At 39.2% G+C, this 19,241-nt stretch carries 5 protein-coding genes; 2 read left to right on the forward strand and 3 right to left on the reverse strand.

Annotated elements, in window-relative coordinates:
* Window positions 1-20 precede the first annotated feature (20 nt).
* Window positions 21-14,885, reverse strand: a complete 14,865-nt coding sequence (locus SD960_RS11520; protein WP_318803202.1) for a PKD domain-containing protein — start codon at window positions 14,883-14,885, stop codon at window positions 21-23.
* A gap of 376 nt (window positions 14,886-15,261) precedes the next feature.
* Between SD960_RS11520 and SD960_RS11525 the strand changes: the two genes are divergently transcribed.
* Both SD960_RS11525 and SD960_RS11530 read left to right on the forward strand, forming a co-directional pair.
* Window positions 15,262-16,845 (forward strand): arylsulfatase, encoded by a 1,584-nt coding sequence (locus SD960_RS11525; protein WP_318803204.1) that lies wholly within the window; start codon window positions 15,262-15,264, stop codon window positions 16,843-16,845.
* Window positions 16,842-17,648: a hypothetical protein gene (locus SD960_RS11530; protein WP_318803207.1), complete on the forward strand. Its 807-nt coding sequence runs from the start codon at window positions 16,842-16,844 to the stop codon at window positions 17,646-17,648. Before SD960_RS11525 ends, SD960_RS11530 begins: the two co-directional genes overlap by 4 nt.
* 206 nt (window positions 17,649-17,854) lie before the next feature.
* Here SD960_RS11530 and SD960_RS11535 read toward each other — a convergent pair whose 3' ends face one another.
* Both SD960_RS11535 and SD960_RS11540 read right to left on the reverse strand, forming a co-directional pair.
* Complete coding sequence (locus SD960_RS11535; protein ID WP_318803209.1) at window positions 17,855-18,217, reverse strand: aldo/keto reductase; 363 nt, start codon at window positions 18,215-18,217, stop codon at window positions 17,855-17,857.
* A gap of 80 nt (window positions 18,218-18,297) precedes the next feature.
* Window positions 18,298-19,146: an AraC family transcriptional regulator gene (locus SD960_RS11540; RefSeq protein ID WP_318803211.1), complete on the reverse strand. Its 849-nt coding sequence runs from the start codon at window positions 19,144-19,146 to the stop codon at window positions 18,298-18,300.
* Window positions 19,147-19,241 lie beyond the last annotated feature (95 nt).

A 19,241-nucleotide genomic window follows, 5' to 3' on the forward strand; every position in this document is an offset into this window, starting at 1 on the left:
TGTTATCAATATTTAGCCTGTTAATTATTTCCGGATAGATATAAATAACCTGTTTTACTCACGGGTTCATTCAAATAAGTCGTATAGGTAATTACATAGAAGTAAGTTCCGTCTGGCAATCCTTTTTGTTTGGCCACTGTTGCTCTTCCTTCAGAAATACCTCTAAATGCCACTGCATTATTATCGTAATTATAAGCGTCGTAAACCAGAATTCCCCAACGGTCATAAATTTGTACATAAGCGTTGGCATAACATTCGATACCATCAATTTTGAAGATTTCGTTTTTACCATCACCATCAGGAGAAACGGCATTGTAAATCGTCACTTTACAAGCATTTAATGGCAGAATTGTAGGATCATCTTCCAGATTGGAATTATCATCCGAAAGATCTGTTGCTGTTAAGCCGTCGGCGGTTGCAGATTCGACTGTAGCCTGATTTTCTACAATTCCGGCATCAATATCGGCAGCTGTTAAAACATAAGTGCCAACAAAAGCAGTAGTATTGGTTTCGCCTTGTCTCAAAATAATCGGACCTCCGGAAATGGTAAGTCCGGATTTAGGATCTTTTATTACAATGTTTACCAAAACAACATTTCCGGTATTGGTTACAGCAAAATTATATGTCACGGTCTCTCCTATTTCTGCATAACCATTTTTGTTTTCATCATTAAATATTGCAGTTTTAACTAAGGCAATCGAAGGTCGTAAAGTCAAATCGATTACTGTCGGATCATTGTCACCTGTTAAAGTTGGATCAGTACTATCTGAAATATCCAGAACAGGATCTCCCTGCGGATCATCTCCAATTGCAAGAGCGGTATTTACGACCACCCCATTTGCTACATCTGCCGTTGTAATCGTATACGATCCGGTTGCAGTTCCTGTTACACCAGGAGCCAGTGTACCCGGGGTTACCGGTATTGATGCCGCTGCTACCATCGGATCTGTTATTGCTACATTTGTCAGTAAAGTATTTCCGGTATTTGTAACCGTAAAACTATAATTGATTACAGAACCAACACCTCCGCCACCTGTTAATTGTCCTCCTTTAATTAAGGTCAAATCATTAAACTGAATAACTGGCGTAATCGTTGGATCGTCATTGCCAATTAACGTTGGATCATCGCTGTCAGACAGATCCTGAATCGCCGTTCCAACAATAGGCTGTGTGCTAACCAAAGCCTGATTTACTACAAAGCCTGCATTGATATCTGCTTGTGTTAATACATAATTTGCAGTATAGTTGGTTGTATTAAACTGACCGACTGCTAATGTCGCAATTGGAGTTCCAACAATAGTTGCTTTTGGATCTGTAACTGTAACATTAGTTAAATCTATTGCTCCAGTATTTGTAATTAAGAAAGAATAGCGTATCAATTCTCCAGGCTGTGCATAACCATCGCCATTGCTATCAGAGAAAACGCCTCTTTTAACCAACGTAATTCCGGGTTGTGAAACGGAGATTTTAATTACCGCCTGATCACAATTTACAGCATTCAGATTTTCGCAAATGGAATAAACAATTGTGTAAATTCCAGATGATGTACCAGCCGGAACGCTTACTAATCCGGTTGCAGTGTTCAATACCGGAACTGCTCCGCCAGAAATTGGATCAGCAGGAGATAATAAATTTATAGTAACCTGAGATAAAGTTGGTGCGACATTATCTAATAAATCATTCGTTAAAACATTTAGCAAATTTGCAGCTCCGTCTAAACCATTAATATCGGTTATGGCATCATCATTGGCAATAATTGGTCCCGAAATAACTGTTACAATAATATCGGCCTGACTACAATTGGTTGGATTTAAATTTTCGCAAATTGAATAACGAATGGTGTAAGTTCCGCTTGGCGTGCCTGCCGGAACGCTAACATTTCCGGAAACAATATCTAATGTAGGAACTGGCCCGGCATTTATTGGCGTAGCCAGTGTCACAATTCCAATAGTAATTTCGGCTAATTGAGCAGAAACCCCATTCAAATTATCATTCGTAATTGCATTTACGACATTAGGCTGACCGTTAAAACCATTTATATTTAAAACCGTATCGCTATTAGCTTCTATTGCCGTTGCAGTAACCGTAATAAATACAGTTGCATCATCAAAGTTGGATGGATTTAAATTCTCTGCTATTCGATATTGAATTGTATACAATCCAGCCGGGGTTTGCGCCGGAACACTCACGATTCCAGTCGCGGGATCTAAAACCGGAATATTTGGATTTCCGTTAACAGGATCTGCAGGATCCAGAATTGTAATGGTAATTTGGCTAATGTTTATAGCAACTACTTTAGCCTTTTTAGCTTCTATTGAAGAATCATTGAAGGAATCATTATCCACAACATTCAGTGCATTTGTTGCTCCCACGTAACCGTTTACATTCAAATCAATATCATTGTTGGCAATAATGGCAGCGGCACTTACTTCAACTGTAATATCAGCTTCACTGCAATTTGCTGGATTCAGTTTTTCGCATATTCCATAATGAATGATATACGTTCCATTTGAAGTTCCGGCAGGTACATCAACATTTCCATTGGTAATATTCAATACCGGAACTGGATTTCCTGCAATATAATCAGCCGGTGTTGCGGTGTTAATTGAAGTAATATTTATTTGCGCTATTTGGGCTGCTGTTCCATTTAATAAATCATTTGTTATCGCATTTACAACATTCGTTGCACCGGTATAGCCATTTACATTCGTAATGTTGTCATTAACCGCAAGAATTGTTGGTCCAACAACTGTAATAAAAACAGTTGCATCATTACAACTCGTTGGGTTTAGATTTTCACAAATATGATATTTGATTTCATAATTACCTGCCGGAGTTCCTGCCAAAATACTCACTTTTCCAGTCAGAGGCTCTAATATTGGAACTGGTCCTCCATTAATTGGCGTAGCAGCAACATCAACAGTGACATTCACATTTGTCAGACTTGTTGGTGCTCCGTTAAGCGTATCATTTGTTAAAACATCGATAGCATTATTTGTTGCCACATAACCGTTGACATTTGTCAAAGTATCATCATTAGCTTCTATTGCAGGTGCATCAACTATAATTGTTATAGTTGCATCATCATAGTTTAATAAAGTTGTTGCTTCTCTCAACCTGTAAGTAATCGTGTAAGTTCCTGCAGTTGTTCCTGCCGGAACATTTACGATACCAGTTGACGCGTCTAAAACTGGTACCGTACCGCCATTTATTGCTGTCGCCGGAACTACATTTGTGATAAGAACCTCAGCCGGAGTTACTAATACCCCGTTTAAAGTATCATTATCTAAAGCATTGATAGCATTTGGAGTTCCCACAAAACCATTAATTCCCGAAACATTATCATCTACGGCATCAATTGGTGCTGCCACAACTCTGATTATAATTACAGCTTCATCACAGTTTAATGGATTTAATTTGCCACAGATTTTGTAGCCAATAAAGTATTCTCCAGCATGTGTACCTGCCGGAACATCGACATTTCCGGTCAATACATTTAATACCGGAACCGGAGCGCCATTAATAGAACTTGCCGGAGTTAATAATGTACCGGTGAAATCTGCTAAATTTATTGGATTTCCATCTAAAGTATCATTACTGTATGCATTTAATACATTATTTGCACCTGTATTTCCGTTAATGTTATCTACAAAATCATCATTGGCAATAATTGGTGGTTCTACTACCAAAATAGTAATAAGTGCTTCATCACAGTTTAATGGATTTAACCTGTCACAAATTCCATATCTAATTTGATAAACTCCCGCCGGAGTACGTTGCGGAATTGTTACCAATCCAGTTGCAGGAACCATGAAAGGAACAAACCCTCCATTGATAGGTTGTGCAGGAGATATAACAGTTCTCAATACCAAATTGATATCAGTTAAAGGGAAACCGTCATATCTATCATTGGTGGTTAAGGCGTTCAATACTTCTGATGCTCCCAGATAACCGTCGATATTAGAAATCGTATCATCTTCAGCTTTAACTTCTGGTCGGTCAACCAGAACGTAAATTGAAGCAATACTACAATTAGTTGGATTTAATTTTTCGCAGATTTCATATTGAATTATATAGGTTCCTGAAGATGTTAATAATGGAACATCAACATTTCCTGTTATGGTATTCAATACAGGTACATTTCCGTTAATTGAATTTAAAGGAACAATAGTACCAATATGACGAATAATAACCTGAAGGAATGAAACAGGTACGCCATTAAGTTCATCATTTGTTAAGGCATTTACTATATTATTTCCTCCCCTGTATCCATTAATTTCCTGTGCAAAATCATCATTAGCAACAATACCTGTGGCTAAAACTGTAACTACAATATCAGCTTCACTACAATTTGATGGATTTAGATTTTCGCAAATTCTGTAATGAATGGTATAAATTCCTCCGGATGTTCCTGCTGGTACATCAACATTTCCTGTTATTGTATTCAATACCGGAACCGGATTGCCTGAAACATAATCTGCAGGAGTAGCTGTACTAACTGACGTGATTGTAATTTCAGTTAATGGAATATCCAAACCATTTAATCTGTCGTTTGTGATGGCATTTATTATGTTATTGGCACCAACAAATCCGTTGATATTATTAACCGAATCATTATTCGCAATAATAGTCGGCGCTACAACAACTATCGTTATTTCAGCCGTATCTATATTAGCTGTATTGAGGTTTTCATTTAAAGTATACGCAATGGTATAAGTGCCTGCTCCTGTTCCCGCCGGAACACTTGCATTTCCGGTTGAAGGATCTAAGACAGGAATTTGTCCTCCATTAATTGGAATCGCAGGAACGACATTGCTAATACTTACTTGTGATGGAATTACAGCAACTCCGTTTAGCGTATCATTAGTCAGCGCATTGATAATATTTGTTGCGCCGACAAAACCGTTTACATTATTTACAGTATCATCAACAGCATCAATTGGTGCAACTGTTACGTTAATAAATACGGTTGCATCGTTGCAATTGCTAGGGTTTAATTTTTCGCAAATATGATATTTAATTTCATAATCGCCCTCTGGAGTTCCCGCCGGAACGCTTACAATTCCGGTTAACGGTTGTAATACCGGAACGAGTCCACCATTAATTGACGTTGCCGGAGTGTCTATTGTAATAGCGACCTGATTTAAGTTTGCTGTAAGTCCGTTTAGTGTATCATTTGTTAAAACATCTATTGCATTTGCAGTAGGTATGTAACCGTTAATATTGGCAACGGTATCATCATTGGCCACAATAGAAGGGGCTACAACTTCGATGGTAATGATAGCAGTATCTCTGTTGTTTGGATTTAATCGCTCGTTTAAACGATACGTAATAAAATAACTGCCAGCTGCAGTCCCAGCCGGAACACTGACATTTCCTGTAGAAGGATCTAAAACTGGCACTGGACTTCCGTTAATAGAGGTCGCAGGTACCAAAACATTGATTTCCGCTTCTGAAAGAGTTACCAGAACGCCATCTAAAGTATCATTATCCAAAGCGTTAATAACATTTGGATTGCCTGTAAAACCATTTACAGCTGTAAACGGTACATCATCTTCTGCAATAATTGGCGCCGGACTCACTATAATTGTAATCGTAGCCTCATCGCAGTTACCGGGATTAAGATCTTCACAAATTTTGTAAACAAATTTATATTCTCCTGAAGGCGTTTGCGGAGGAACACTGACAAAACCTGTTGTACTATCAAATGATGGAACAGGACCTCCATTTATTGCAGCCGGAAGAGAAATAACTGTCATAATTATTTTACTAAGATCAAGCGCACCTCCATTTAATAAATCATTATCATAAGCATTTACAACATTTGCAGCACCCGCATAACCATTTATATCTGTTGCCAAATCATCTGCTGCAAGAATTAACGGTGCAATTACATTTATCGTAATTATGGCATCATCGCAATGTCCCGGATTAAGGTCTTCGCACAATTGATATTTAATTTGATATTGTCCGGCCGGAGTTCCTGCGGGAATGTTGACCCTTCCGGTAGCAGCAATCAATTCTGGAACAGGTCCGCCATTTATAGGCGTAGCCGGACTTAAAATTGTAGGTGTAATAACGCCTGTCAAAGTGATATTAACCGGACTTGAATTAAAGAAATCATTATTTGTGTATGCATTAAGGATATTCGCTGCTCCTGTAAAACCATTAACATTATTGATAACATCATCATTGGCTACCAACGGGGCGGCATTTACCACGATGGCAATACTGGCATCTGAGCAGTTCGTCGGATTCAGTTTCTCACAAATATCGTAGGTAATATAATAAGTATCAGCAGGTGTTTTTTCGGGTACAATAACATATCCCGTAGTGGTGCTAAATAAAGGCACATTAGCTCCTGGATATAACGGAGTCGCACCAGATTCCTGTGTGATGATTATATCATTAAAGTTTGATCCGTTAATAGGTACATTGTTTATCTCGTCATTGGATAGCGCATTTATGGCATTCAGCTGACCAACGTAGCCATTAATATTTTCAACCTCATCATCATTAGCATCAATATTGGCTACTCCCACCGGGATTATAACTCTTGCTGTATCACAGTTTCCGGGAGCCGCCGCTTCACATATTCTGTATTCTATTTCATAAACTCCTGACACTGTTCCTGCTGGCACATCAACATTTCCTGTAGCGGTATTTAAAACAGGAACTAATAAAATAGCAGGATCAACAGGCAAAGCCGGATGAACCAAAGAAATTTGAACATTTGAAGTCGTAGCAGGCAAAGTGGCCAATTTGTCGTTTGTTAAAACATTGATAACGGCCGGATTATCAATAGATCCATTTATAATCGTAGGAACAATATCAACTATAGCCTGTATTCCGGCTGTAGTTACTATTATTGTTTCTGTAACCGATGAACAGTTGGAAGGATTTGCATTTTCGCAGATAGTATACGTAAGTGTATAATAATCTGCAGGTGTTCCCGGTGCTACAGAAATTGTATTGGTCACAGGGCTAAAAGTTAAATAACTTGAAATTGAATTTACAGTTACCGTTACGTCTGCCGGATTTAAAAGTACTCCGTTCAATACATCAGAATCTAAAATAGTCTGTGCTCCGGTATTTCCTCCTGTATCTCCTGAGATTTCTGCGAAAGTTTCAGCAACAGCACAAATTCTGTTAAAAATAGTAAAGGAAGTTGATGGAGATATACAAGTGGTTAACCCAACCCTCCTAACAGATATCTGTTTAATTCCGGGTGTAAGACTGGTAAAAATATTACTTGCCTGAAAGTTAACGCCATCAATGCTGTATTCATAACCGGTACCCACATCCGGATTGGAAATTGCAATTGTTCCAAAAGCAAGATCACAGGATGGCTGATCGGTAACATCACCTATTGGAGCTGCCGGTATATCAAAAACCTGTAACGTAACCAGATTGGAAATGGTTTGACAACCTGCCTCCGATTGAGAAATTAAAACTCTGAAAAATCGATTACCGGGGGTTGAATAAGCCGGCGTTGTATACGAAGCTGTTGTGCCTCCTGTTCCGCTGGTTACATTAGTATACGGACCTGCCAAAGCAGTTGCCGTTTGCCATTGATACGTTATTGTTGAAGATGGAATATTTCCAGAAGCTGCCACTGTAAAAGTATGGGTTTGGTTAATACAAACTTCGGCGTCTGCAGGCTCTGTACTTATTATTGGGGATTCAAAAATATCTACCAAAGCCGGATTTGAATTGACAACTCCACAACCGACCCCAGAGTCAGTAACCTGTAACCTGTAAAAAGTATCTGTAGTAACACTGGATGTGGTATAATTTGTGGTGTTGGCACCTGTCCCATCTGTTACATTCGCCCATCCTGTGGTTCCATCTAATGATTTTTGCCACTGATACGTAAAACTTCCGGTGCCATTTGCAGCTGCAGCTGACAGTGCAAAAGTTCCTCCTTCACATATATTTCCACCAACGGGCTGGGTTGTAATAACCGGATCCGGAATTACGGTTGCCATTACCACATTGGTAGTCAGAATGCAATTTGGATTGGTAGAAGTAATAATTGCACGATAGTATGTTGTCACGGTTAAACTGCCCGAAGTATAATTTGCTGTTGTGCCACCTGTCCCGCCAGAAACATTCGCCCAGCCAGTAGTGCCGTCTGTCGAACTTTGCCATTGGTACGTAAAGGTTGCCGATCCTCCATTTGCTGAAGCTGCGGCTGATAATGAAATTGTTCCACCAACACAAACCTGTGCAGGAGTTAATGGCTGTGTTGTAATCGTTGGAATTATAACAGCAGAAATATTTGAGGTTAAAGGGTCACATCCTTGCGTCCCATCTGAAATCTCGACTACATAATAGTTATTTTGTGTTAAAACAGGAGTTGTATAAGATGCTGAATTTGCTCCGGCGATATTGGTATAAGGTCCGGCGAGAATTGTAGACCCTTTCCATTGATAACTATAATTACCAGAACCTCCGCTAACTACTACATTTAAGGTAGCTGTTGAGCCACTACAAATATTGGTTCTCAAAACAGGTTGTGTGGTAATCGAAATATCAGAGAGTACCACAACTGTAGCTACAGAAGAAGTTACAGTTGTACACCCATTTCCACTTGCTGAAACAGCTACTCTGTAATAAGTAGTTTGTGTTAAAGCCGGTGTTGTAAAAGTGGATGCTGTTGCTGCCGAAATAGCTGTAAAGTTCAGATTATCTGTACTGCCAAACCATTGGTACGTTAAGTTTGGGGTACCATTAGTCGCTGTTACGGATAAGGTATAGCTTCCTCCCGAACAAATTGTTGTTCCTGCTGTCTGAACTGTAATAGTCGGATCAGGTACAACAATGGCTTGTACTGCGTTGGATATAAGTGTACAATTTGTTACTGATGAAGTCACGATGCAGCGATAAAAAGTATTGACTGATAATACTCCCGATGTATAAGCATTTGTGGTTGCTCCTGTACCATCTATAACATTCGCCCAAGCACTTGTTCCATTTGGCGAGCTTTGCCATTGATAACTCAATGTTCCTGCTCCTCCGTTTAATGAAGCCGAAATGTCTAGATTTACAATTCCTCCAACACAAATTGGTGCAGGATTAGTTGGCTGTGCCGTAATAGTGGTAACAAATACCGGTGCTGCATCTGAAAAAGTCTCACAACCATTAGGGGATTGTGTAACCTGCACTCTGTAATATAAATTTGAAGTTAACGCGGGTGTAGTATACGTATCTGTATTTGCTCCTGTTCCGCCAGTTACATTAGCCCATCCTGTTGAACCATCAAGTGAACTTTGCCATTGATAATCTAAAGGTAAAATAGTATTCCCTGAAGCCGTAACTGTCATAGTATGCGTATTTCCTGAGCAAATTGTATTTCCAACAGGTTGCTGATTCACCACAGGATCCGGGCCTACAAGTACGATACGATTTTCTGAGGTTACAGAACCACAGCCATTTCCTGTGGCTGAAACTTCTACTCTATAATGTGTTATCACAGTAAGTGCCGGAGTGGTATAGGAACTTGAATTTGCCCCTGGTATTGGTGCAAAACTGGCCGTATCGGGGCCACCGTACCATTGGTAATTTAAATCAGGTGTTCCTCCTGTAGCTGTAACGTTCAAAGTAAAAGAGCCTCCTACACAAACTGCTCCGTTATCCGGTTGAACTGTGATTGTTGGATCAGGAACAACCGTTGCTGTTACTGTATTTGAAGTTAGTGTACAATTTGTTGTTGATGATGTAACCAAACATCTAAAATTGGTATCTCCGGTTAAGGGATCTGATGTAAAATTTGGAGTGGTTGCCGAAGCATTACTTTCGTTAACAAAACCTGAACCCGTATCGCTTTGCCATTGATATCTTAATGTTCCCGTTCCACCATTTAAAGAAGCTGTAATAGTAATGTTTACAATACCCCCATTACATATTGGTGCCGGATTTGTTGGTTGTGCTGTAATTGTAGTTACATTGACCAATGCAGGATCTGAGAAAGTTTCGCAGCCACTTCCGTTTTGTGATATTCTTGCTCTAAAATATAAGTTTGAAGTTAAAGCCGTAGTTGTATATGTGTCTGTAGTTGCCCCATTTCCTCCAGATACATTCGTCCAGCCAGAAGTTCCGTCAACAGAGCTTTGCCATTGATAATTAATTGCTCCGGCAGCTGAATTTGTAGTGGTAGCCGCTACACTCATAGTGTGCGTTTCACCTGAACAAATTGTATTTCCTATGGGCTGAGTGGTAACAACCGGATCAGCAATAATTGTTAATTGCGCTACAGTACTTGTTATTTGAGTACATGAATTAGCAACATTTACTCTGTAATAATAGTTTCCAATTGCTAAACTGCTATCTGTTATGTAAAACGCATTTGTTTGACCTGAAATATCAGACCAGCCAGAAATTCCGTCTGCTGAGACTTGCCATTGATAAGTATAAGGTGTTAAACTTCCAGACGGAGTTGTGCTTAAGGTTATAGTTCCTCCAAGGCAAATAGTACTAGTGGCTGTTAATGGAGAAGTGGTTAAATCAGATGGTCTTGTAATTTGAACTTCATCAGAATATGGTGTACACGATCCATTAGAAATCGTCCATTTTAATCTTGTAATTCCTGTTGAAATTCCGGTAACTGTTGTATTAAAAAGATTCGGATTGGTTATAACGGCAGTGTTACCGGCATTAGAAACAAATGTCCACGTACCGGTTGATGTTCCTGAATCGTTTCCTGCCAAAGTTGCTGTTGGAGTATTACAAATAGTTTGATCAGCTCCTGCATCTGCCAAAGGAGGCAATTCATTTATCGTTACGATTACATCGCTTGAACTTGCAGGACAGCTTCCGCTCGAAATAGTCCATCTAAAAACATAAACACCTGCCTGAGTACCCAAAACAGCTGTTGTAGGCGAAGTTGCATCTGCAAAAACGGCTGTTGTTCCTCCTGAAACTTGTGTCCATAAACCAGTTCCAACTGTTGGTGTATTTCCATTTAAATTTACAGGCTGAAACTGACATACTGAAATTGGAGTTCCGGCATTTGATGTTGATGGTAAAGGATCAACTGTTAATATCATATCATCAAAAAACTCGCAAGTAAGATTTGTGGCTTTCCAACGCAAAACATAAGTCCCTGCTGCATTTGGAGTAAATGTTGAAGTTGGACTTGCTACATCAGAAAAAGTTCCCCCTGCCGCCGGACCAGTAAATTGTGACCAGGCTCCAGTTCCAACTGTAATGGCATTTGCCGCTAAAGTGGCGTTTCCCGAGACACAAATCGTTTGGTCGGGTCCTGCTTTTGGAGTCGTCAAATCTGCTGTTACAGTTATGGTAACATTATTTGTGGTTGGTGTACAAAGTGGTCCATTGCTGACAGTCCAGCTAAAAACATAAACACCTCCGGTTACCGTTAAGTTAGAAACGGTTGTTACAGGTGAAATCAAAGAACTAAAGGTTGCAGTTGTAGGTCCTGAAATCTGAGCCCAGTTTCCTGTTCCAACTGCTGGCGGTGTCGCACTAAGTTCTGTTGTCGAACCACAAATCGCATTATCCCCTTCCGGAACGGCTGGAGATGGTGTCTGAGCATTCTCAATCCTAACCTGATCTGAACTGCTGCAGGTTCCTGCACTAACAGTCCAGTTAAAAACATAAATGCCATAACCCGGATTTGCAAATATGGTATTTGGACTTGTAGCATCAATAAAATTTCCAGCTGCTGGTCCTGATAACTTTGTCCAAAATCCAGCTGTTCCCAGATCAGGTGTCGTAGCTGAAAGTTGTATCGCCAGCGGGCCTGCATCACAAAACAACTGATCGGTTCCGGCATTGGGCGGCGTAGTAATTTGTCCGTTGATCGTTATACTAATATCATCAGATGTTTCCGGACAAGATCCCTCCGCCGCAATAGTATATCTAAAAACGTAAACACCCGGAATTAAACCGGTTACTGCCGCACTATTCATTCCTGTAGTTGCTATTACAGGTATATTGGGTCCTGAAACATACGTCCAGGTTCCGGTACTGCCATCATTTCCTGTTAAATAAAGAGGTCCTTCTAAACACGTTGAATAATCTGATCCCGCAGCTGCTATTTCGGTAACTTTAATACTAACGCGATCTTTGCTTTCAGGACAATTAACGCCACTAAAGGTTGTCCATTCTAAAATATATTCTCCTGTAATTAAATTGGATAAGGTTGAAGCTGGAGCTGTTAAATCAGAAAACAGAGGCAGGTTAGGTCCTGAGATTAGTGACCAGATACCTCTTCCTGCTGTTGGTGGTGTGGCTCCAAGCGTAACACTCGTCTGGTTACAAACAGTCTGATCAGGACCTGCATTGGCTACTGACGGGGCTTCATCAATATTCAGTTGTATCAAATCTGATGAGGCGGCACAAACACCTCTTGAAATAGTCCATTTATACACCCATGAGCCTGTTGTTAAGCCTGTAATGGTTGTTGTCGGACTTGTTGGATTCGTTATTACAGGTCCGTCTCCCCCACTAACAAATTCCCACAATCCCGTTTCTCCAGCGGCCGGAGTATTTCCTGTTACTGTTGCCACATTTCCACAAATATTCTGATCTGCTCCCGCCTGTGCAACCGTAATAACCGGCGCAATAGTAATGGCAACGGTATCTTCAGCATCAGTACATTCGGATATGTTTGTTACGGTCCATTTAAATTCATAATTTCCATCGCTTAATCCTGTAACGGTAGTGTTATATTGATTCGGATTTGTTATTGTTGCCAACGCTCCCGAGGCCTGTGTCCACAATCCTGTGCCTGGCAAAGGATCAGTTGCTGCTAACGTAATTGACGTTGTTCCTGTTGGCAAACATTGGTCAGGGCCTGCATCTGCAAAACCACCCTGCGAATTATTAGTGGTAATATCGACAGTGTCCGACGTTGTGCCACACCCATTTGCAATAGTCCAGGTAAAGGTATAAACTGTATTTCCCGCTAATCCTGTTGCAATTGCATTGGGATCATTATCATCTGAAAAAATGACGCCCGCAGCGGGACTTACTGTCCATGTTCCGGTTTCGCTGGTAATAGCTGCATTTCCCTGTAGCTGAACAGGCGATCCAATACAAAGAGTCTGATCAGGGCCTGCATTTGCAAGAGTTGGGGTTACACTCGAAACAACAACCTTAGAAATACTTTGAGAAACATCACAAGCTGAACCGCCGGAGATTGTCCATCTAAATTGATATTGTCCATTTATTAAAGAAGAAACTATTGTTGTAGGATCGTTAACATCTGCAAATATTGCTACAGAAGGTCCGGATACCTGCGACCAGGTTCCTTTACCGCTAGTAGGAATATTTCCTGCCAGAGCTGCGGAAGTTGCGTTACAGGGTAAAATTTCGGTTGTGCCCTGAACGGAACCTGCCGGTACTACTGATGCAACAACAGCAATGTCATCATAAACCGTCTCACAGCCACTGCCCGGGTTCGGATTTTTTATCACTCGCACAATATAAGTTCCTGAATAGGTTAATTGCTCCACAATAAAACTATTACCAAAAAAATTTACTAAAGGAGTTGGATAAGAAGGATATGGAGGATTTAATAACGGATTTACATTGGGGCCGCTCACTATTTGCCATTTCGTTTGCCCGCTTCCGGTAGACGTAACAGGAATAGTTGCTGAAGTCACATTACAAGCCAAAACCTGATCTGTGCCGGCGGAGATTGAGATTAATTCTTCGAGCACCACAGTATGCGTTCCTGTAGAGACACAGTTGGTAACATTATTAGTCAACGTATACAGAAAAGTATACGTTCCAAGGGTATTCATGCCCGTAACTAAAGTCGAAGGTGAAGCAGGATTTTCAATAGTAGCCGCCGGCCCACCGGTCTGCGTCCACTGTACTGTTTCATTTACATATAATGGCACTGTTCCCTGCAAAACAGTTGAGGTTCTTCCGTCACAAAAATAAGAAGATACATTACCCACATCGGTAACATCGGCTGTTGGTGGCGGAACAGTAACTGTAACTTCATCCGTTCCATTGGCGCAGCTACCTGCAACACTCCATCTAAAAACATAAGTCCCCTCAATTAAACCACTTACATTTGTATCGTTATCGTTTGCATTGGTAAAAACAGGAACATTTGGTCCGGAAACCACCGTCCATATGCCTTGTTGTTCGCCCGGTGTACTACCTCCAAAACTACCATTTAAATTTACATTTTGTGTAGCAGAGTAACAATTGGAAAGTACAATATCTCCACCTGCATTAACAGGCTCTATTCCTCCTAAAGTAGAAATAACAACTTCATCAAAAGAATCACAACCTGATGAAGAATTAGATATCGTCCAAATCAGTGAAGTATTTCCGGCAGATGTACCGGAAATTGTAATAGTGGCATTTGGAGAATTGGGATTATTAATGGTAATGCCGGCATCATTTGAGCCGTTAATACTCCATACACCCGTTTCTGAAACACTTGGCAGATTTGCATTTACAGCATAAGTACCCGGACAATACGTTTGGTCTGCCCCGGCATTGGCAAAAGTAATGGGTAATATTGTTATATATACATCATCCGAAACGGTTGCTCCGTCTGCACATTGCGCAGTTAGCCTAAACCCGTAGGTATTACCGGGTAACGCACCGGAAACGAGCGACTGAACTAAATTTGGATATTCTATATTGACAGCGCTTCCTGATATTTGTGTCCAAGATGGATTTTGCAGGAAAGCAGCACCAGCATCTTCATTTGCAGTTCCTATCAAATAAAACTGATCCTGAGGCAATGAAAATTGTCCACCGGGACATTGGCTACGGTCTGTATTGGCATTTACAGTACAGTTTTGCGAAAAAGTGTAAACTGGTAAGATTAAAAACAGATAAACTAAAACTTTTTTAACCGTTCTAAAAGCAATAAATGAGTAGTTTAATTTCATAATTGTTCGGTTTAAAATTTAAAAATGAATTTAACCTAAGCTTTAGAAAAAGAAACAGGAAAACTAAGTGATATTACTATTCAAGCCTTTTTGGTAACTCATTTTAACAAATAAGAGGAATCTCACAAATAAAAATAAGTATTCCTGCCTTCTAACTTATGTATATGTCTTACAACATTGTTTCACTTTATAAAATGAAACTAAGTAGCATAAAATGAAACCCATATTAAAATAAATCACGTTGCAAATTATAATGTGAAACCAGTTTTGAAAAAAAAAAACTCCCGTTAATCAATAACTTAGTATCTGCTTGATCTTAACAGCTAAATTTTATTAAACAATATTTATTAAAAAATCATTCTATAATTATAAAGTTATGAAAAACAACATATTACTTACAGCAATATTTATTTTGATGAATTTTGTTTCGATAAATGCCCAGGAGAATTCTGCACCTAAAAATTGGCCTGACAGAACCGTTTTACCCATAGAACCTTATCAAAAAGTTGGCAAAGTAGCTCCCACTATAAAAGATTCGGATAAAATTGACTGGCCAAAGGAAATTAGTGCACCGGAAGGAGCTCCTAACGTATTATTAATAATGATTGATGATGTTGGTTTTGGTGCCAGTTCTACATTTGGTGGGCCCATTCCAACACCAAATTTTGACAAACTTGCTAAAAATGGACTCAAATACAATCGTTTTCATACTACGGCTGTTTGTTCGCCCTCAAGAGCCGCGCTTATTACGGGTAGAAATCATCATACCGCAGCAACTGGTATTATTATGGAATTTTCTACTCCTTATCCCGGGTACAATAGTTTAGTACCGCGCAGTGTTGCCTCGATAGGAAAAATTCTAACAGACAACGGCTACGGAACTTCATGGTTTGGTAAAAATCATAATGTACCGGACTGGCTGACTACTCCTGCGGGGCCTTTTAATTTATGGCCAACCGGTTTAGGATTCGAATATTTTTACGGGTTTCTTGGAGCCGATGCGCACCAATTCAGACCTGCTATTTTTGAAGGGACAAAACCCGTCGATCCGTATTTAAAAGATGAAAAAGTGGATGATGAATATATTTTGGACAAAGATTTGGCAGATCACGCCATTCACTGGATTCAGACACAAAAAAGTGTTTCGCCCAACAAACCTTTCTTTGCTTATTATACACCCGGAACAGCTCATGCGCCACATCAGGCACCTAAAGAATGGATTGCAAAATTTAAAGGGAAATTTGATCAGGGATTTGATAAGCAACGCATTGCAACGTATGAAAACCAGAAAAAACTGGGCATTATACCTCCTGATGCTGTACTGGCTCCCACTCCTTCGGAATATCAAAAATGGGATGCGCTTTCACCCGGTATGAAAAAAGTAGCAGCAAGAGAAATGGAAGTTTATGCCGCAATGTTAGCGCATTGTGATTATCAGATTGGAAGAGTAATTCAATCCGTAGAAGATTTGGGAGAACTAAACAATACTATGATTATCTTTATTATGGGTGATAATGGTTCTAGTGCAGAAGACCCAACTGGTCAGGGATTAACAAGCGAGATTGGTGTTCTGGTTAATGGCGTAGTCGATACCGAAGAATATATGGTAAAACACCTTGATGATTTTGGCGGACCGTGGATGGCTGAACATTATTCTATGAGCTGGGCGCATGCCATGAATACTCCATTTCAATGGGATAAAAAAATAGCTTCACATTTAGGCGGAAGCCGAACCGGTATGGTTATTTCCTGGCCGGCAAGAATCAAACAAACAGGTCAAATTCGAAGCCAATTTTCACATCTTACCGATATTGTTCCTACAATTCTGGAAGCTGCTAACATACCACAACCGAAAAAAGTAGACGGATTTGAACAAACGCCTTTCGCAGGAAAAAGTCTGGTTTATACTTTTGACAATGCTGCCGCTCCAGAAACCCATACTACCAATATTTTGAAGTGATTGCCAATCGAGGTATTTATAAAGATGGCTGGATGGCCAATACAACTCCAAGAAATCTACCATGGCAAGGACACCCTGTGCCTTCTGAAGATCCGGTAAAAGATTATAAATGGGAATTGTATGATCTTACAAAGGATTTTACCCAAACCAATGATATTGCTGCGAAAAATCCTGAAAAGCTGAAAGAAATGCAGAAAGCTTTTATGGAAGAAGCTCAAAAATATGAAGTATTTCCTTTTGATGATCGTTATATTGACAGGGTAAATCCGGAGAACCGTCCAAATTTAAATAAAGGAAGAACTAAATATATTTTCCATCAGGGCAGTTCGCGTATCACCGAAGGAATGGCCCCAAACATGAAAAATACTACCTTTACGATTACTGCCGAAATTGAAGTAAAAGCAGGACAAGAAGGAATTATTATAACACAAGGCGGTTATTTTGCAGGAATGGCCTTAATGCTTCAAAAAGGGAAACCAACCTTTGCTTATGCTTTCTCTCATTATCCTGAACATAAATGGAGCATCCAGTCTCCTACTGCGTTAACAGCAGGAAAACATACTATTGTTCTGAACTTTGATTATGCCGGCGGCGGGGCCGGAAAAGCTGCAAAAGCTACATTAATGGTTGATGGCAAAAAAGCGGCAAGCGGTGATATTCCAAGAACAGTACCAAGCAGGTTTTCAGCTGATGAAACTTTAGATGTTGGAGAGGATTTCGGAACACCTGTTAACCGAACTTACGAAGTACCTTTTACATTTCAGGGTAAAATTGAAAAAGTAACTGTGGATTTGAAACCATAATATTTTCTCAAACAAAGAAGTTAAATCAAATATTAAACAAATAACAAATCTCCAAAGCTAAGATTTTTGGAGATTTGTTATTTTTTGTTTGAGATGAAGATATAAAAAAATTACCATTGATTTGAAACAAGTGCTGTCACACAATCTATTTCAGGTGGATACCTTTTTACCACAAAAAACCAAGGCTGTCAATTTGTGTACATATCTCAGCCTCGAACTTGTTGCAGCAAATCATTCGGATAACCCAAAGATACGCTACTAAGTTCATCTAAATTTGTAATTTGATCTGCAGTAAGCTGAACAGATATTGCCTTCAAAGTATCATTTAAATGAGAGACAGCACGAGCACCCACTATTGGAAAAGCATCCTTTGATAAAATCAATGCAAACGCTACCTGACCGGGTGTAATACCAACTTCTTCAGAAATTATAATAAGCTGGTCTATTATTTTTTTTGTAAAATCATTTTCCTTGTAAGCATTATTGACTCTGCAAAGTTGCGCTGTAAAAAAGGAAAGAGTTTTGCGTATTAGCTCAACTATTTGACAATTTAGACCAAAAAAGAACAAAAACTTTTATTCAAAATAAATGCCCATAGAATAGATCATTGTTAATTTCTTCTACGGGCATTATTGTAAACAACGATTATTTATTTTAGCTTCAGTCGATAGTTAGTTGGTGTAATATTGTATTTATCATGAAAACTTTTAGTGAAGTTTCCCAGATCGTTAAAACCACAATCAAAAGCAATATCTGTTACACGCTCATCAGAGACTATAAGTAATTCGGCAGCTTTCTCAAGCCTTTGAGTTTTGATATAATTGGCGGGAGAATCATTGTAAAGTTTAGTAAATTCTCTTTTAAAAGAGGAAACACTTAAATTTGTTTTCTGCGCGAGGTCTTCAACACTAACCTGCAGAAATATATTTGCTTCTATAATTTGTTTGAAAGAATATGTAGCTGGCGAAAAAAGCTGGGATAAAATTACCTGAATTGTTGCTGCATTTTGTGTTTGAGACAATAAAAGAATGATTTCCTTTAATTTTAAAATTAAAATTTCCTCATTTACTAAAGATGGATTTTCGAAATAAAATAAAAGCCCTTCAATATATTTTTTTATCAAAAAGTCATTATTGATTTTTTCACTGCACTGATTTGATATACTGTTTTTTGGTTTTTGAAGCAACAATGGAAGATCCCTTTGATATATTTTTTTTAAAGTATCAGGATGAAAACTAATCACGACTAATTCATTCTGAGTGCTTGTGGCAGAATTGCTGACTTTCTTTCCGGTATTTGCGCAAGTTAGAAGTAATGAGTAATTGCCTGGAACTACAAACTGCTCCTCTTCTGCATGAAATTGTATTTCGCCTTCCAAAGAAAATAAAAAGCAAGCGTTATCAGATACCGGAAAAGGAAATTCAAAAGGTGGTTTTAATATTACTTTTTGAATTAAAGTGTGACCGAATAAGTCAATTTTTTTATAGTCTGTAACCATTTTAAATATTTTTCATTGCAAATTGTAAGAACCAATTCAGCATTTATAGCCAAAAGTAGAGATAAATGCCGAATGTCAAACTTGTAAACTGCTTT

It is taken from the genome of Flavobacterium sp. MMLR14_040 (assembly GCF_033657265.1).
Taxonomy (GTDB): Bacteria; Bacteroidota; Bacteroidia; order Flavobacteriales; family Flavobacteriaceae; genus Flavobacterium.